Source organism: Streptomyces sp. NPDC001093 (genome assembly GCF_040298985.1).
In the GTDB taxonomy this organism is placed as follows: domain Bacteria; phylum Actinomycetota; class Actinomycetes; order Streptomycetales; family Streptomycetaceae; genus Streptomyces.
This window is the reverse complement of sequence record NZ_JBEPBF010000015.1, coordinates 1-18489: the sequence shown is the minus strand read 5'-3', so window position 1 is coordinate 18489 and position 18489 is coordinate 1. Positions and strand designations below refer to the sequence as shown.

At 70.2% G+C, this 18489-nt stretch carries 7 protein-coding genes and 1 pseudogene; 1 reads left to right on the top strand and 7 read right to left on the bottom strand.

All coding sequences use genetic code 11. The features are described 5' to 3' along the window. Positions 1 to 55 precede the first annotated feature (55 nt). The 5 genes from ABT288_RS10335 to ABT288_RS10315 form a co-directional block, all read right to left on the bottom strand. Positions 56 to 1960: an amino acid adenylation domain-containing protein gene (locus tag ABT288_RS10335; RefSeq protein ID WP_351604757.1), complete on the bottom strand. Its 1905-nt coding sequence runs from the start codon at positions 1958 to 1960 to the stop codon at positions 56 to 58. Further along, positions 1944 to 8807 (bottom strand): SDR family NAD(P)-dependent oxidoreductase, encoded by a 6864-nt coding sequence (locus tag ABT288_RS10330; RefSeq protein WP_351604756.1) that lies wholly within the window; start codon positions 8805 to 8807, stop codon positions 1944 to 1946. Before ABT288_RS10330 ends, ABT288_RS10335 begins: the two co-directional genes overlap by 17 nt. Continuing rightward, positions 8800 to 10884 (bottom strand): beta-ketoacyl synthase N-terminal-like domain-containing protein, encoded by a 2085-nt coding sequence (locus ABT288_RS10325; RefSeq protein ID WP_351604754.1) that lies wholly within the window; start codon positions 10882 to 10884, stop codon positions 8800 to 8802. The genes ABT288_RS10330 and ABT288_RS10325 overlap by 8 nt, the downstream gene beginning before the upstream one ends. A gap of 62 nt (positions 10885 to 10946) precedes the next feature. Beyond that, a complete protein-coding gene (locus ABT288_RS10320; protein ID WP_351604752.1) occupies positions 10947 to 12176 on the bottom strand; it encodes a cytochrome P450 in 1230 nt (409 codons plus the stop codon). Positions 12177 to 12331: 155 nt separating this feature from the next. Continuing rightward, a complete protein-coding gene (locus ABT288_RS10315; protein ID WP_351604750.1) occupies positions 12332 to 13537 on the bottom strand; it encodes a beta-ketoacyl-[acyl-carrier-protein] synthase family protein in 1206 nt (401 codons plus the stop codon). A 335-nt stretch (positions 13538 to 13872) separates the two neighbouring features. Between ABT288_RS10315 and ABT288_RS10310 the strand changes: the two genes are divergently transcribed. After that, positions 13873 to 16422, top strand: coding sequence for a LuxR C-terminal-related transcriptional regulator (locus tag ABT288_RS10310; RefSeq protein WP_351604748.1), 2550 nt, complete (start codon positions 13873 to 13875; stop codon positions 16420 to 16422). 8 nt (positions 16423 to 16430) lie between these two features. On the opposite strand, the gene ABT288_RS10305 is transcribed toward ABT288_RS10310, so the two are convergent. Further along, positions 16431 to 18176: a 3-hydroxyacyl-CoA dehydrogenase family protein gene (locus tag ABT288_RS10305; protein ID WP_351604746.1), complete on the bottom strand. Its 1746-nt coding sequence runs from the start codon at positions 18174 to 18176 to the stop codon at positions 16431 to 16433. A gap of 40 nt (positions 18177 to 18216) precedes the next feature. Further along, positions 18217 to 18489 (bottom strand): annotated as a pseudogene (locus ABT288_RS10300) (crotonyl-CoA carboxylase/reductase); the annotation flags it as partial.

Sequence of the window (18489 nt, the reverse complement as noted above, 5' to 3'; positions counted from 1 at the left end):
CGCCCAACGCACATGTCCGGCTGGTGCCGACGGCACCAGCCGGACACTTATGTAGCTATGCCCTCACGCGCGATTGCTGTATGCGGACCGCCAGTGACCGGACTGTTGGCGCTGAGAAAAGCGTTGAAACGGGCAATGAGACCTCCAGTTCCTTCCGCACCACTGCCATCAGACGTACGGCCCGTAGAGAGTCCCCGCCCAGTTCGAAGAAGTTGTCCAGGACGGAGAGCGAGGACGTTTCGAAGAAGGCTTTCCACAGGGAGAGCAGAGCCTGTTCCTCCTCGGTGGCAGGGCGAGCGTTCTCATCCTCCGTATCCGGCTCCTCCTCGTGCCGGGCCAGTGCGGCGCGGTCCACCTTCCCGTTCGCCGTCAGGGGCAGTGCATCCCACACGGTCACAAGGGCGGGAAGCATGTACGGCGGCAGGAATTCTTCCGCGGCCTTCTTGATGTCCGCGCCCGTTCGCCTGGCGCCCGCCGCCAGCACGACGTGCGCCACGAGTCGCCTGCGGCTCCGGTCGCCGGGGGCCGTGACGACGGCGCCCGCGACCTCGGGACATCGCAGCAGCGCGGCTTCCACGTCGCCCAGCTCGATCCGGTAGCCGCCGACCTTGACCTGCATGTCGTCGCGGCCGAGAAACTCGATCTCGCCGTTGGGCAGGAGACGTCCCCAGTCACCGGTCCGGTACACGCGATCTCCGGTGGACGGAGAGACGGTGAAACTCTTCGCGGTCTTCTCCGGGTCGCCGAGGTATCCACGCGCCAGGCCGACGCCGGCGATGCAGATTTCGCCTACGACCCACGTGGGGCGTGGCCGTAGGAGCGTGTCGGCGACGAAGACCTTTTGGTTCCGCATGGACGTGCCGTAGGGGATGGACGGCAACGCCGTGTCTTCGGGAACGATCCGATGCCAGATCGACCAGATCGACGCCTCGGTCGCACCCCCGAGGCTCCACAAGGCCGCCTGAGGGAAGAACCGCCGGATCTCGACGGGCAGGGCCACGGGAATCCAGTCCCCGCTCATGAGGACGGCGCGCAGCGAGGACGGGGCGTCCGGGGACCGGGGATCTGTGTCCTGCGACGACGTCAGGTGCTCGCACAGCATGGCCATCAGGGCGGGAACGCTGTTCCACACCGTGACCCTCCCCTCGGCCATCAGGGAGAGCCAGCCCGCCGGTTCGCGGGCGTCCTCCGGACCGGGCAGCACGACCGCGCCACCGGCGGAGAGAGGTCCGAAGATGTCGTAGACCGACAGGTCGAAGTTGAGGGCCGAGAGGCCGAGGACGCGGTCGTCCGCGGTGAGCGACAGTTCGTCGTTGACGTCCAGGATCGTGTTGACCGCTGGTCCGTGCTCGATCACCACCCCCTTGGGGACGCCCGTGGAGCCGGAGGTGTAGATCACGTATGCGACGTCACGAGGTGTCACCGGGACGTCCGGCGCCGTGTGGACCGCGGCGTTCTCGGACGGGTCGGGCGCCTCGACCTCCAGCACCGTGAGGCCGTCGGGCCAGTCGACGGCGTTGCGCAGCGCGGGCTGGGTCAGGATCGTGTCCAGCTCCGCGGCGGCGATCACCGCGGCGAGGCGCTGGGCCGGCCAGTTCGGGTCGATGGGGACGTACGCGCCTCCCGACCGCAACACGCCCAGACTGCCGACCACCTGCTCCCAGCCCTTGTCCATCACCACCCCGACCAACGTTCCGGTGGTCGTGCCATGCTCTGCCAGGAGACAGGCCACACGAGCCGATTCCGCGTCGACGTCGGCATAGCTGAGCCGCCGGTCCCGTGTGATCACGGCGACAGCGTCGGGAGTACGCGCGGCTCGCTCGACGAAACGGGAATGGAGGGTGTGGTCAGAGGGGAACCCGGGCTCCTGGGTGCGCTGGAGCCTGCCGGCACCGGGCGCGAGCTCGGGGTCGTTCGCCCAGGCGGGCGCGAACCACGCGGAGTCAGCGACAGAGTTCACGAATCAGCCTTTCGTATGCCGCGAACATGGAGTCCACGACGCCCTCCGGGAACACTTCCTCCACCACGTCCCAGTTGAGGATCAGACCGCCGTTCTCCTCGAACGCCGTGTGGTCGAGGATGACTTGCGGGGTGCGGACCCCGCTCCATACCGGCGTGCCGGTCTCACCCATGCGGCACAGCGAACCCACGGGACCGGCCTCCTGCCCGCCCGCGGCGGCCCCGCCGATGGTGCTGTTGAAGACGACAGGCATGCGCGCCCGCCCCGCGCTCGCGTCCATACGGCCGAGGTCCCTGAGCACATCGAGGCCGGAACAGGCGGTGTGTTCCATGTCCTGCATCAGCTGCCGTTGGATCCGGCGGGCCGTGTCCCGGAACGGAGCGGCCTGGTCGACCCGCACTTCGAGCAGGCTCGTGGAGGAGAAGTTGCCTATGACGTTCGCGGTGTCCATACCGGCTATCGCGTCCCGTTGCGACACCAGGCAGGTGATGGTGAAGTCCGGTGTCTTGGACCACGCGGCGAGCACGTGGCAGTACGCCCCCAGCACGGCGCCCGACGCCGTCAGACCGGCTGCCGCGGCATTGCGCTTGAACTGTTCCCACTCCGGTGCCTCGACGCGCAGGAAGCGGTTGGTGAACACGGGGCGCCGTACGTCGGCGAGGCGGACCGCGAGCGGCAGTTCCGGAGCCGGGGGCAGGCTCTGGAGCCGACCGCCCCAGTACGACCTGCTCCGGTCGCTCTCCGCCGCCGCGGCCTGTTCGCGGATCCTGAGCGTGAACTCGTCGAATCCCGACCGCAGTTCCGGAAGTTCCGTGTCGGGGTCCGCGTAGAGATCCGCCCACTCCTTGAAGAGGACGGAGGTGCTGCTGCCGTCCGAGACGAGTACGTCGATGCCGAAGTGCAGCCGCGTCACGGTCGAGCTGACGGCCGTGGCGCGCACCACGAACAGGGGCCAGCTCGTGACGTCGAACTCCTTGGCCTTCAGCTCGGTGTGTATCGCGGCGAGCCGCTTTCCACGCTCGTCCTCCGTGAGCCGGGTCAGGTCCTCGACGGGGATCGACACGCGGGGCACGCTGCCCCGCACCCGCTGGGTCCCGGTCTCCGGGTCGAAGACGGCCCGCAGCATCGGGTGGCGCCGTACGAGCCGGTCGAGCGCGTGCTCGGCCGCCGCCACGTCGAAGCCGGTCAGGTCGACCTCCACGTACAAGTACGTGGAGACGTTGCCCAGTTCGAAGTCACCGGCCCGGCCCGCAAGATATGCCTCCTGCAGTTTGGTCAGGGGGAACGGGGCGGAGTCGGGCACGGAGGGCTGTTCCTCCCTCGTCCTGCCGGCGTCCGCGTTCTGTCGCGCCCCCTGCCTCGCGGGCGCCGCAACCGGGGCCGGGGCGACGTCCGGCTCGCTGACCTGGCCTGGGCCGGGCTCCTCTGACTCGTCGGACTCCCGACCGTCATCGGGCCGGAACAGATCCACGATGTGCGAGACGAGTGCCTCCGGAGTCGGGTGGTCGAAGACCACGGTGGCGCCCAGCCGGATGTCGAGCCTGCGGCCGAGGCGGACGCGCAGCTCCATGGAGGTGAGGGAGTCGAAGCCCATCTCGTAGAAGGACTGCTGGGCGTCCACGCGCCGGTGCTCGGTGCCGAGCAGTTCGGCCACACTCTCCTTGACCACGGTGAGCAGGCCGGCGACGCGCTGGTCGTGTGATGCCTCCGGCGAGTTCAGGAGGTCGAGGACGGTGGCCGCCTCCTGCGGGCGCGTGGGCCGGTCGGCCTCGGCGCGTGGCTGAGCGGAAGCGGCAGGCGTCTGCCGCGTCGGAGGCCGGAGAGCCGGGGCGCTCGGGGCCGGCGGGGCAGCGGTGACGGTGGGTGCGGGCGGGGCGGCGGGTGCGGGTGCGGGTTTGCGCATCCCCCCGGTCCGGGTCGCTCCACGCCCTGCGAGGCGGGAGAACAGGAACGGAGCGTCCATCGTCGCGTCGTCGGTCGCATCGGACACCGCGAGACGTGCCGCGATCACCGCGGTGGTGCTGCTGCCGAGTGCGGCATCGAACAGGGCGAGCCCCTCCGCCACCGTGAACGGCGCCACTCCGTTGCGCCGCAGTCGCAGCAGATCCGCCTCGTCGAGGTGCCCCGTCATACCCGTCGCCTCGTCCCACAGACCCCACGCGACGGAGTTGGCCGGCCGCCCCTGGGCCCGGCGCCAGTGCGCGAAGTGGTCCAGGAAGGTGTTCGCCGCGGCGTAGTTGGCCTGCCCGGGGCCGCCGAGCACGCCGTACAGGGAGGAGAAGACGGTGAAGAAGCGAAGGTCGTCCGCACGCGTCGCAGCGTCCAGGTTGAGCGCCGAGTCGACCTTGCTCGCCAGGACACGGTGCAGTTGCTCGGGCGTCATGTTCGGCACGATGGCGTCGTCGAGGAGGCCCGCGGCATGGACGACGCCCGCCAGCGGACGCTCCGCACGCAGTTGGGCCAGGGCCGCGCGCAGGCGCTCCGCGTCGGCGGTGTCGGCCTCGAGCACGCGAACCGAGGCGCCCAGGCGCTCCAGCTCGGAGGTGAGGGCCGTGATACCGGGCGCCTGCCGGCCACTGCGGCTGAGCAGCGCCACGGACCGCACGGACTTCTGGGTGACGAGGTGGCGGGCCAGGGCACGGCCGATCGTGCCGGTGCCGCCGGTGATGACGACGGTGTCGTCGCCGCAGTCCGGGAACGGGGCGCCGGCGGAGGTGTGCGGCCACAGATGCGGGCGCAGCACCCGGCTCGCGCGTACGGCCAGCTGGGCCTCGGAACGTCGCAACGCCGCCTTGACCGGGTCCGGTTCGGCGACCGCGGCGTCGTCGACGTCGATGATGCGGACATGACCGGGGTTCTCGGTCTGGGCGGTGCGGACCATCCCCCACAGAGCGCTCGCGGCCAGGTCGTGCGCCTCGTCACCGGGGACAGCCACCGCGTTCCGGGTGACGAACGTGAGCAGAGCACGCTCGGAGAGGTCCTCGGCGAGCATCCACCGCTGGACGGCCTCCAGCGCCCACGCCGCCGTGTCATGGACGTCAGCCGCGGTCACGGTCCCGGGGCCCGTCCACGGGGTGGACAGGACGACCTGCCAGTCTCCGGGCAGAGCCCTGACGACCATGACCGCTTCGTCGAGCGTGGCCACCGTTATCCCACCGTGTGCGGTGTTCCGCAGGGACGCGGCGAGCGGCCCGTCGGCGCCCACGACGCACAGGCGACGTTCCACACCCCGTTCGCCCTCGGCCTCCGTCCAGTCGGTCGTGTAGAGCGTGGCCTCCACGTGGTCCGGCTGCCGAGCGGGCCGCTCGAGACCGCGGACCACCATGCTGTCGATGCTCAGCAGCATATGGCCGAGGTCGTCGGTCAGGGTGAGGGCGATCGTGTCGGGAGCCACGCGGCGGGCAGCGGCCCAGCACTGGTCGGCAGCGTCGCCGTCACCGACCCGTACCCCGTTGAACACGAAGGGGACGGCGATGTCCCCTGCTGCCGGCGGTTCGATCAGGCCACAGGCCACGGCGGCGTGGAGTGCCGCGTCGGACAGCGCCGGGTGCAGCGCGAAGCCGTGGTGGTTGATACGAGCGCTGTCCGGCAGGACCACCCGGGAGCGGGCCCAGCCGTCGCCGTGCTCTCCACCGCGTACGCCTTGGAAGGCGTCGCCGTAGCCGTACCCCATCCCGCGCAGCCGCGCGTACAGCGTGTCGGCCTCCAGGCGTCCGGCACCGGGCTCGGTCGTGAGGCCGGCGGGAGTCGGCCGAGGGAGCTCGGGGGACACCAAGCCCTCCGCGTGCTGGCGCCACTCGGTGTCGGCCGCCGGGCGCGAGTACACCGCCACGGCCCGCTTCCCCTGTGCGTCGGCGCGTCGCGCGGTCACCTGTACGTCGACCTGAGACCCGTCCACCGGCAGGAGCAGCGGGTCCCGGAGCACCATCTCGTCGAGGGCCGGGCAGTCGAGTTCGCGCCCCGCCGTCAGCAGTAGCTCCGCGAAGGCGGTGCCGGGCAGCAAGGGCGTGTCCTCGACCCGGTGATCCATCAACCACGGGTGGCTTCGCACGGACAGGCGCCCGCTCATCACCATGGTGCCGTCGACCGTCTCGACCACGGAGGTCAGGAACGGGTGGCCGCCGGCCGCGATCGGCGTCCTGCCGGCGCTCGGCCGGACGGCGGCGGGCGGGGAGACGGCCGTGGTCTCCATCTGCGACGGAAGCCAGAACCTGCGTCCTTGGAACGGGTAGGTGGGGAGACCGTCCGGAGCCGGCCCCCCGGACCACGCACCGGTGTGCAGGGCGGCCCAGCCGACGTCGTGGCCCTGTACGTAGGCCTCGGCGGCAGCCGTCAGGAACCGCTCGTACGAACCCTGGTCCCGGCGGAGGGTGGCGCACACCGGGGCGTCGCTGCCGGCCTGCTCCAGAATCTGGCGCAGCGAGGTGAGGAGCACGGGATGCGGGCTGATCTCGATGAAGGCGTCGTAGCCGTGCGACACCATGGCCGTGACCGTCTCGGCGAACCGGACCTGCTCGCGCAGATTCCGGTACCAGTACGCGGCGGTCAGATCCTGCCCCCGCACCCGGTCGCCCTCGACCGTGGAGAAGAAGGCCACGTCCTCCGCGCAGGCCTGGAGGCCGTCGAGTCCTGCCATGATCCGGCCTTCGAGCTCGGCCATGACGGGTGAGTGCGAGGCGCACTTGGCCGGGACCCGGCGGGCGTACACGTCCCGGTCCTCGCACCGGTCCAGCAGACGCCGGATACCCGGTTCGTCGTCACCGGACAAGATGGTGAAGGCGGGGCCGTTGGTGGCCGCGACGGCGAGATGCGCGCCTGCTTCGCGGGTGGCGGTCACCGCCTCCTCGACGCCGAGCGCCACGGCCACCATGCCGCCGCGTCCCTCGTCCTCCAGCACGCGGCTGCGGCAGGCGACCACACGGGCCGCCGCGTCGAGACTGAGAGCACCGGCGAGGCACGCGGCGGCGACCTCGCCCTGCGAGTGGCCGATCACCGCGGCGGGCCGGACACCGGCGAGCTCCCACATCGAGGCGAGGCCCAGCATCATGGTGAAGGTGAGTGGCTGGACGACGTCCGTGCGCTCCCGGTTCGTCTCCCGGTCCTCGCCGGCCAGCACCGCCAGCAGGTCATAGTCGAGGTAGGGCTTGAAGGCTCCCGCGACCTCCTCGACCCTCAGCCGGAAGACGTCGGAGTCCTTCAGGAGCCGCACGGCCATGGCGTCCCACTGGGACCCCTGCCCGGGGAACACGAAGACCGGGCGTCGAATGCGCCGTGCCTCGTCGTGCACGACCGCTGGGGAGTCGGTGCCGTCGGCGAACGCCTGGAGCGCGGCGGCCAGGTGCTCTCGTCCTCCCGCGACGGCGACGGCGCGGTGGGCGTAGTGCTCGCGCTGTGTGGCGAGCGCCTGCGCGGTCGCCGCCACGGACGACGTCCCGGAGATGAGGTGTTCGGCGACCCTCGCGGCGTGAGAGCGCAGAGCCGCGGGCGTCTTGGCGGAGAGGGTGAGGGCGTGAGTGGTGCCGTCGGAGGCGTCCGCCGGGGTCGCGGAGACCATCGGCTCCTCGTCCCAGCTCTCCAGGATCACATGGGAGTTGGTGCCGCTGACACCGAACGAGGAGACGGCGCACCGGCGTACGCCGCCCTGTGCCGTGGGCCAGGGCCTGCTCTCGCGCAGGACGTTCACCGACGAGGACCAGTCGACGTGGGAGTTGAGTTCCTCGACGTGCAGTGTCTTGGGCATGGTGCCGGCGCGCATCGCGCTCAGGCACTTGATGACACCGCCGACTCCCGCTGCGGCCATGGAGTGGCCGATGTTCGACTTGAAGGAGCCGATCCACACGGGTTCGTCGCCGCGGTCCGCTCCGTAGGTGGCCTGGATGGCGTTGGCCTCGATGGGGTCGCCGAGCTTGGTGGCCGTCCCGTGCGCCTCCACGAGCTGGACCTCGCCGGGCGTGAGCCGGGCGTCGGCGAGCGCCTGCCGGATCACCTTGACCTGAGCCTTGCCGCTCGGTGCGGTGAGGCCGTTGCTCGCGCCGTCCTGATTGACGGCGGTTCCCTTGATGACACCGAGGATGCGGCGCCCGTTGCGCCGTGCCGCCGAGAGGCGTTCGAGGACGAGGACGCCCGCGCCTTCGGCCCAGACGGTTCCGTTGGCGGTGTCGGAAAAGGTGCGACATCGTCCGTCCGGCGAGAGGGCACCCTTCTTCGCGTAGTCCACGAACATACCGGGCCCCGTGAGCACGGTGCAGCCGCCCGCGAGCGCCAGGTCCGTCTCGCCGCTGCGCAGGGACCGTACGGCGGTGTGAATCGCCACGCCGGACGACGAACAGGCGGTGTCGATGGTCAGGGCGGGACCTTCCAGGCCCAGGAGGTAGGCGATCCGCCCGGACGCCACGCTCGGTGAGGTGCCGGTGCCCATGAAACCGGCCGTCTCGTCCTGCCACTTCCACAGCGGCATCCCGTACTCGTTCGGCATCAGCCCGACGAACACGCCGGTCTGTGAACCCTTGAGGCTCGACGGGACGATGCCCGCCCGCTCGATCGCCTCCCAGGCGACCTGCAGGAGCACCCGCTGCTGCGGGTCCATGGAGATCGCCTCAGCGGGCCTGATCCCGAAGAAGTCGGCGTCGAAGAGGTCCGCGTCGTGCAGGAACCCGCCCTGCCGCACGAAGCTCGGGTCGTACAGATCCTCGGTGTGCCACTCGCGGTTGCCGGGAAAGTCGGTGATGGCGTCCCGGCCCTCGTCGACCAAGGCCCACAGGCGCTCCGGGGTGTTCACGCCGCCGGGGTAGCGGCAGGCCATACCCACGACGGCTATGTCTTCGGGCTCCGTTGTGTGCTCAGCCACGGAGTGCCTCCAGTTCGGTGTTCAGGTGTGCCGCGAGGTCGTTGATCGTCGGGTGGTCGAAGAGCGCGGACTCCGGGATCTCCACGGCGGTGGCGGTCGTGAGACGGTCCTGGAGCTCGAGCAGGGACATGGAGTCGGCGCCCAGGTCCTGGAAGGTGCTGTCGGGATCCACGCTCGGACGGCCGTCGCCCGTCTCGCCCAGAACGTCGAGGAGTTCGCGCTCCAGGAAGGACCGGATGAGCCAGAGCCGTTCGGAGGGATCGGCAGCCTGCTCCCAGCCGTCGAGCAGGGAGCGTGGGACGGCCTCGTCCGGCGCCGCGGTGGCCGGTTCGGGGGCCGGGGCGAGGGAGCGGCGCGGTGCGGGTCCGTGAAAGGTGTCGCGTTCGAAGGGGTACGTGGGCAGGCCGGGCACCTTGCGCAGTCCTGTTCCCAGTCGAGCTGCGACCTCGGCGATGTCTCCGTGGGCGGCGTAGGTACCGGCGACGGATACCCAGGCGACTCGTTCGGCTCCTCCGTCGTGCAGCCAGTCCGCCGGTATGGCCAGGTCGTGGCCTGCCACGATCTTGAGCAGTCCGTCGCGCATCCGGTCCCAGCAACCGCCGACCACCGCGGCGCGGTGCTCGCCCTCGTCGCGCTGGGCGAGGGACCAGGCCACATCGCCCACGGTGTAGCGCTCCGTGGGGAAGGTGTGTTCGAGGAGGGCGCGAGCCAGCGTGCGGACCGCTTCGCGGGTGCGACCGGACAGACACCACACGGTGTCCGCGGTGGGCTGCTCGGCCGGAGTCCGGGACCCGGGCCGACCGGACGGACTCGTAGCGACGGGCGAACTCGCCAGGACCACGTGGACGTTGGTGCCGCCCATGCCGAACGAGCTGACCCCGACGAGTTCGTCGGTTCCCAGGCTCTCGTCGTGGTCCACGCCGACGACCCGAAGGTTGAGGTCCGCCAACGGCAGTGCCTCGGGGCTGCGGTGATGGTGCAGGGTCGGCGGCAGCTGCCCGTGATGCAGTACCAGGCACGCCTTGATGAATCCGGCGATGCCAGCCGCCGACTCCAGGTGCCCGATGTTCGACTTGACCGAGCCCACGAGCAACGGCGTTGTCCGCGGGCGCCGCCTTCCGACGGCCTCGCCGAGTGCCTCGGCCTCAACCGGGTCACCTACGGGTGTGCCCGTGCCGTGCAGTTCGACGTAGCCGACCGACGCACCCGTGATCCCCGCGGCGCGGTGGGCGGCCTCGATCACCTCGCGCTGGGCGTCCGCGCTGGGAACACCGAGACCGGCTCTGCCTCCGTCGTTGTTGGTGGCGCTGCCGCGCACCACGCAGTAGACGTGGTCACCGTCGCGTACGGCGGCCTCGAGCGGCTTGAGCACGACGACGCCGCCCCCCTCGGCGCGGACGTATCCGTCGGCGTGCTCGTCGAAGGCGCGACAGCGGCCGTCAGGGGACAGACCGCCCCACAGATGCACCTGGTCGGTGACGTCCGGCAGGAGGTTGAGGTTGACGCCGGCGACGAGCGCGGCATCGCATTCGCCCAGCTGCAGGCTCGCGACTGCCCGGTGCAGTGCACACAGGGAGGACGACTGACCGGTGTCGACGACTTCGCTGGGGCCGCGCAGACCGAGGTGGTGGGAGATGCGTCCCGCCAGCAGCGAGCGGCTCGAGCCCATGTGCCCGAACCGGTCGAGGCACCCGGAGGCGAAGTACCGCGTCCTGAAGTCATCCGCGCTCGCCCCCACATAGACACCCCAGCGCGCCGCGCGCAGGTCCTGTGCGGGAACGGAGGCGTCCTCCAGGGCCTGCCATGCGAGCTCGAGCAGGAGCCGCTGCTGCGGATCCATGTGCTCGGCCTCGCGTCGGACGATGCCGAAGAACCTGGCGTCGAACTCGTCGATGCCCTCGATGAAGCCGCCGTGCCGGATGGGAGTGCGGGGTTCGGCGGGCGCCGGCCCGGCACGTTCCTCCCAGCGGCCGGGCGGAGCGCTGCCCACGCTGTCCGCCGCGGACATGAGGTTGCGCCAGAACTCGCCCGGATCGGAGGCGCCGGGAAAGCGGCACGACAGACCGATGACGGCCATGGAGGCTGCGTCTGGTTCCGCGTACGTCCGTGTCGGTCGCGGCCGGTGGGTCCGTGCGCTCATCAGGCTGCTTCACCTGCTTCTGCCGTGCCCGGGCCGGATCGCAGTGGCCCAGGGGCGACGACGAGACTCCTCAGTCCCCGGAAGGTGGGGCTGGCCTTCCACTCCCTGTGCTGGGGCGGCGTGCGGACGGCGAGTTCCGGACAGCGCCGGACCAGGACGTCGAACGCGACCTCCGCCTCCAGACGCGCGAGGTGCTTGCCGATGCAGTTGTGGATGCCGCCGCCGAAGGCCAGGTGTTCACGGCGCGGCGTGTCGACCGTGAAGCGGTCGGGATCCTCGAAACGCGCGCCGTCGCGGTTGGCCGCGGCGAAGGCCAGGAACACGATGGAGCCGGCCGGAATGGTCACCCCGCCCACCTCGACCGATTCGGTGGCGTACCGGTACAGGGACAGATTGAAGGGGGACTGATGGCGCAGCATCTCTTCCACGGCGGCCGGCACGAGCGACCGGTCCCCCCAGACACGCGCCTTCAGATCCGGCTCCGACTCCAGCACCAGCAGCCCCGTGACGATCAGGTTCGCCGAGGTTTCGTACCCGGCGGCGAGCAGCGCGTACGCCTGGGCGACCGCCTGCGACTCGCTGAGCGAGACGGCGAGTTGCGTCAGGATGTCATCGGTGCCCGTCTCACGTCTCTGCGCGATGAGGCCGCGCAGGTAGCCGACCATCCGCTGCGCGTCGCGCCGGAGTACCTCGGGTTCCGCGTCACTGGTGATCGTCTGCACCCATTGGTGGAACGTCTCGCGATCCTCGCGCGGAACCCCGAGCGTGTCACAGATGACGCCGATCGAGTAAGGGAAGGCGAAATCCTGGACGAGGTCGAACGACTCGTGTCCTGCGACGGCGTCCAGGACCGATTCGGCCAGTTCCCGCATGGCCTGGCGCTTGGGAGCCACCGCCCGCGCGGTGAAGGAGCTGTTGAGCGGTTTGCGCAGGGCGGTATGGACCGGCGGGTCGTTGTTCGCCATGTTGTCGTAGAGCAGCGAGCTTCGGTCCTGCTCCTGTCCGCCGCCTTGGGCGCTCGCCGCAAACAACGGCATTGCCTTGTCTATGCTTTTGCGGAAACGGGGATCCCGCAGTACGAATTCGACATCCTCGTAGGAAGTCACCACCCAGGCACGCAGGTTCGGCGGCAGGTAGGCCATACCCGTTTCGAGTACGACTTCAGTGGGTTTGTTTCCGCGTTGTTTTATCGCCCGATAGACAGCATGCGGATCTCTGTAGAAATCCACGTCGAGGCGGATGGGGCACCTGTTTTCAGGTATCTCGGATGTCATGGAATTCTTTCGATGGAAAAGTCGAGGCAATGTCGCTCGGAGACGGTGACGCGCCAAGCCGCAGTGCCAACTTGCTCCCAGGATCGGGTAGTTGACGAGCCTTGCCGGTGTCAGGGGCGGCCGAAGACGAGTGAGACGTTGTGCCCGCCAAAGCCGAAGGAATTGGACAATGCGACCCGGAACTGTCCCGTGCGCGGCTCGTCCGTCACCACATCGAGATCGATGCGCGCATCCATCTCCCGCAGGTTGCGGGTCGCGGGCACGACGCCGTCGCGAAGCGCCAGGATCGCCGCGGCCGCACCCATGGCCCCGGACGCCCCCAGCATGTGGCCGGTCATGGATTTCGTGGCGGTGACCACGGCGTGCGTACCGACGGCCTGGGCAATGGCATCGGATTCACACGCGTCGCCTTGAGGCGTCGACGTCGCGTGGGCATGGACGTGCCCCACGTCCTGCCCGGTGATCCGCGCGTCGCGCAGCGACAGGGTCATGGCGCGTACCTGTCCCGCCACGTCCGAGGCGGTGATGTGGGCGGCGCTTGAACTGGTGCCCGCTCCCAGGGCCGTCGCGTAGGCGCGAGCGGCGCGTGCGCGGGCGTGGTCCGCTCGCTCCAGGACGACGACCGCACCCCCCTCGGCAAGGACGAAGCCGTTGCGCCGGGCGTCGAAGGGGCGGCTGGCGTGCGCCGGATCGTCGTTGGACGTGGACAGCGCCATCATCTGCGCGAAGCCGGTGAGCGGCAGGGGCAACACACTGGCTTCCACGCCGCCGGCCACGACGACATCGGCCCGGCCCGCCCGGATGAGGTCCAGGCCCAGGGCGATGGCCTCGGCCCCCGACGCGCACGCGCTGACGGGAGCATGGGCGCCGCCTTGTGCGCCCAGGTCCATGCTGACCCACGCGGCGGGGCCGTTGGCCATCAGCATGGGCACGGTGTGGGGTGAGACCCGCCGCGGCCCCTTGACCTCGAGCGTGTGGTTCTGGTCCAGCAGGGACGTGACGCCGCCGATGCCGGTGCCCATGACGACCGCGAGACGCTCGGGGGGAAGTTCCGGGGAGCCGGCGTCCCGCCAAGCCTCCCGGGACGCGACGAGGGCGATCTGCTCCGCACGGTCGAGTCGACGGGCTTCGGTCCGTGCGAGGAAGCCGGCGGGATCCACCGCCAGGCACCCGGCGATTCGGACGGGCAGCTGCTGGGCCCATTCGTCCTTCAGATACCCAATTCCGTTGGCGCCGCTCAGCATTGCGGCCCACGTGCTCGGCATATCCCCGCCGAGCGGCGTCATGGCGCCCAGACCGGTAACCCATACGTCCACTGTTCCGTCATCCCTTCGCTGCTGCCGGTCGGGTCCCCCGGGCCCACAAAGCCGGTAAAGGAGAGGGGCTCCGCAAGACTTCGCACGCTAGCCAATGGTCAGACGTGCCGCAAGAAACCCCAATTCCATGGGCGTTGACGATTAGGGGGGTGGTGGCTCCCCCCTAATTCGCCGCGCAAAGAGGGCGCGACCGGTCCGGCCGCCGTCCCCTGCGGCGTCGCGGCGGGTGGGCACCGGCAGAGTGAGGGCCACCGAGGTAGGGGGGTCTCGCCGGACATGCTTTGATTGCATGAGCAGTGCATGTGGCGGCCGAAACCAGGCGCCGTGGAAGGAGTATGTCCGACATGGAGTTGGCAGAGCGATGCCGAGCGCAACAACTTCTTGACGGACTCTTTAGACAGGCGCGTGACGGTAGGGGACAGGCCGCTCTGGTTCTCGGCCCCCCAGGTGCCGGGAAGACCGGGGTGGTCGACTACGTCACAGGACAGGCCGAACGGGCGGGCGTGACCGTGCTGAGCGCCACGGGATCGGTGGCGGAGCGCTCGTTCCCTCTGGGCGTCGTCGCCCAACTCCTGTCCTGTCTGGGCTACTCCATGGACGAGATCGCGGCCGTGTGCGAGTCGCCCGCCATGGTCGCCGCCGCGGTGCACGACGCAGTCTGCGCGGCCGCCGAGCGCACACCGCTGATCGTCGCCGTCGACGACGTTCACGACATCGACGGTGAGTCCCTGCGGTGTCTGCTCTACGTCATCCACCGTGTGGCGCCACTGCGTGCCCTCATCCTGCTCACCGGGAGCTCCGACCTTCCCCAGCAGAGTCCGTTACTGATCGCCGAGTACATGCGCAATCCCAGCTGCTCGCTGCTGCGCCTTGCCCCGTTGTGCGCCTCGTGTGTCGAAGGAGTGCTCGCAGAGCACATGGGGAGCGGCGTCGGCGACCGGACCGTGTCCCTGTGGCGGCGGGCGTGCGGGGGGAGCCCGCTCCTGCTGCACGCGCTTCTGAAGGACTGGTCGGGTTCCGGTGCGCCGGCCGAAGTGGAGCAGGGCGCGGTCCTCCCTCCACCTGGTGCCGACGCGGTGCGGTTCGCCGTTCAGTACATCCACGGTCTGATGTCCGACGACGGGCTGCGGACCGCGCGGGCTCTCGCCGTCCTCGGAGAGTCGGCCACCGCGGAGCGAGTGGAGCGCCTCCTGCACCACCTGGGCATGTCCGCCGGTGAGGCGGCACGGTCACGCAATGCCCTGGAGGCAGCCGGCCTGACCGACGGCCTGCGCTACCACCTGGAGGCGGCTCGTGACGTGGTGCTGGAGAGAACTCCGAGCGACGAACGGACACGGCTGCATCGGAACGCCGCGCTGGCACTGCGCGAGAGCAACGCCGAACTGGGCGAAGTGGCCGGCCATTTGATTCACGCGCGGCCCGTCCAGGACCCCTGGGCGGTCATTGCCCTGCGGGAAGCGGCCACACAGGCCCTGCACGAGCACGACGCCGAACGGGCCATCGCCTTCCTTCGGGCCGCCTACGCCGCCGCCGACGACTCGCAGCGTGCGGTGGTCCGGGCCGAACTGGCGCAGGCGGAGTGGGAAGTGGACCCGGGGGCGGTTCGCTGGCACCTGACCGATCTGCTCGATGAGCACCGGGCCGGCCGGCTGAGCCGGGAACACAGTCTGCTGCTGGGTATGTATCTGTTGTGGTCGGGGCGGACACAGGAGGTCAGCGCTCTCCTCGCCGACCTCGATGCCGTGCGGGAGGAGCTGCCCCAGGACGCACGCGCCCGCCTCGACGTGTTGCGGGTGTGGTTCGCGTACTTCTTTCCCACCTACGGCGCGCGATATCGGCACAGCCCCCTGGAGTCCCCGCACGATCCGGGCCGGCGCATCGTGTCAGTGGATCCGCAGTGGGACGGAGCGCTGGTGCTCGCCCTGCTGCTCACCGAGGGACCCACCGACGACGCGTGCGGAGCCGCCGAGCAGCTGCTGCAGGCGCAGGTGCCGCACCAGCCGCTCCTGGCGCCGACGATGGCCGCGTTGATCTCGCTGATTCGCGCCTCCCGCCTCGAGAGAGCCGCGGACTGGTGCGACCGCTTGGTCGTGGGGTGCTCGGAGCGCACGACCACCTGCCGGGCCGTCCTGTTGACCGCCAGCGCGACCCTGGAGAGCTGGCTGGGCAATTTCACGACCGCGCTGACCCGCGCGGAGCAGGCCCTGACGCTGCTGCCCCCGTCGGCTTGGGGGGTGGCTGTCGGTCTGCCGCTGTCCGCCAAGGTTCTCGCCTGCGTCAGTCTCGGGGACCTCGAGGCGGCGGCCGAATGCTTCCGTGTCCCGGTACCGCAGTCGATGTTCCAGTCCCTGCCCGGACTGCACTACTTGCAGGCGCGCGGTCGCCTCCACCTGGCTGCGGGGCGTCACCAAGCGGCGCTCGGCGACTTCTACGCGTGCCGGGACCTGATGGCCGCGTGGCAGCTCAGGGTGTCCGTCTTCACGGCCTGGCGCGTCTATGCCGCCGAAGCGCTCGCCGGGCTCGGTGACAGGGACGAGGCGGTGCGCCTCTTGGAGGAGGAGCTGGCACAGCCGGACACGGGCAGCCCGTGGCTGCGCAAGCAGGCGCAGATGCTGTACGACCGGTTGTGCGGCGCCGGCACCGACGCGGGGCCCGGCATGAGGCCGCCGGCGGCGACGGAGGAGCTCCATACGCTGAGCAGGGCCGAACACCGGGTGGCCCATCTCGCCCAGGACGGTCTGACCAACCGGGAGATCGCCGAGCAGCTCGGTGTCACCCCCAGTACCGTCGAACAGCACCTGACCCGCATCTACCGGAAACTGGGGCTGCGGGGCCGTGCGGAGCTCTCCGTCGCGCTCAACTCAGTGGGCACTCCGGAGGGTTGAGCGACAGCTCACGCCCGGCGCAGTCCCCGGCCCGCCTTGCGTCCGAGACAGCCCTCGTCCACCAGCTCCCTGAGAACGGCTGGTGGTTCGCAGCCCGCCTCGGGAAACTCGGCGTGCAGACGCTCCAGGATCGCCAGGGAGACGTCCAGGCCGATGGCGTCGAGCAGGGTGAACGGTCCCATCGGGTATCCGAATCCCCGCTCCACCGCGGTGTCGAGCGCCACGACGTCGAGAGCGGCGTCGTCCGACAACCGCAGCGCATCCTTGAGATATGGGAAGAGGAGGCGGTTGACGATGAAACCCGCTCGGTCCGGGCAGGCCACCGGGACCTTGCCGAGGACGGCACAGAACTCGCGGCCCGCTTCCGTCACGTGTGCGGCCGTGTCCGGCGCCCGTACCAGCTCCACCAGCTTCATCACCGGCGCGGGGTTGAAGAAGTGCAGGCCGAGCGTCTCCCCGGGCCGGTTGGCCGGAGCCGTACAGGCCGCGACGGACAGGCTGGAGGTGGTGGTGGCCAGAATCGCACCAGGTCGGCAGACCGCCCCGAGCCGCGCGAAGACGCCGCGCTTGATCTGGAGGTCTTCCGCGACAGCCTCGATGACCAGGTCGCAGCCGGAAAGCGCCGAGATGTCGTCGACGGTGGCGAGCGCGGCCAGCGCGTCCCTCTTCCGTGCCGGGGTGATCCTGCCCCGGCGCACCGCCTTGACCAGGGATGCCTCGATGGCCGTCGCGGCGCTCCGGGCCTTGTCCGTGCTTCGAGCCACCAAGGTGGTGCGGAGGCCGGACGTGGCACACACCTCCGCGATCCCGCGAGCCATCGTGCCGGAACCGAACACGCCGACGTGGCGTACCGGCTCGCCGGATGCCGGGGAGTCGGGACGCCCCCGTTCGTCAGGGGTCCTCTCGTCCGGCAGACCCTGGTCGTCGTAGCGGTGGAAGCCCTGGCCGGTCTTCCTTCCCAGGGTGCCCCTTCGAAGCATCGAGGTCAGGAGCGGCACCGGGCGGAACGCTTCCTCACCGGTGCGCTTCCAGTGGGACTCCAGGCAGCTGTGGACCTCGTCCACGCCCAGTTCGTCGATCAGTTCCAACGGACCGGACGGCAGTCCGCAACCGAGGCGCATCGCGGTGTCGACGTCTCGGGGGGAAGCGAAACCCTCCGCGACCATGGCCGCAGCACGGTTGAGGTACAGGTGGACGAGCCGCGCGGCAAAACCGCTCGCACGGTGCCCGAGAACGACGCATTCGAGGCCGATGGCTGTCGCGAGGCGTTCCACCAGGTCACCAGTTTCGTCGGACGTCAGTGACGTGCGTACGACTTCGGCGCGCCTGCCGACCGCCGGCGGGCGCAGCAGTCGCAGGCCGGCGATCCGGTCGGGACGCCCCGCGGCGGTGCTGAGGGGGAAGAGCGGCAGCGAGGAGGCCGTGGTGACGATGGCCGTGTCGGGTGGGCAGACCTGACGCAGCCGGCGAAGTACGTCGCGCTTGGCGGCGGGGTCTTCGGCCACCGCCTCCACCACGACACCGGCGTCGGCCAGCGCGGTGATCTCGGCGGACAGTGTCCAGGAGACGGACCCTCCGGTCTCGCCGGTGTCCTTGCGCTTGAGGCGTTGCCCGACCCTGGCGACGACGTCGGGGTCGTGGTCCACGCCGACCACCGGGCACCCGGTGGCGGCCACCATGTTCAGCAACGCTTCGCCGACCGTCCCGAGTCCCACGATTCCGACGGCACGGCCGGGTCCCACTATGTCTTGCACGTCTGTTCCTCTGGTTTTCATGGGCTTCACTCCCGGATGTTCAGGGCCGGAAGCGGTTGATGGCGTCGAGGTGCTTGGCGCGCATCTCCTCGTCGCGCACGCCGAGGCCTTCCTCGGGGGCGAGGCAGAGCACGCCGACCTTGCCCTGGTGCAGGTTGCGGTGGACGTCGTAGGCGGCCTGGCCGGTTTCCTCGAGGGAGTAGGTCCTGGACAGGGTGGGGTGGATCTTGCCCTTGGCGATGAGGCGGTTGGCCTCCCAGGCCTCGCGGTAGTTGGCGAAGTGGGAGCCGATGATGCGCTTCAGCGACATCCA

Coding starts and splice junctions, on each gene's coding strand:
- ABT288_RS10325 (WP_351604754.1), bottom strand. CDS start 10,884: ATGGCCGTCATCGGTCTGTCGTGCCGCTTTCCCGGCGCCTCCGATCCG.
- ABT288_RS10310 (WP_351604748.1), top strand. CDS start 13,873: ATGTCCGACATGGAGTTGGCAGAGCGATGCCGAGCGCAACAACTTCTT.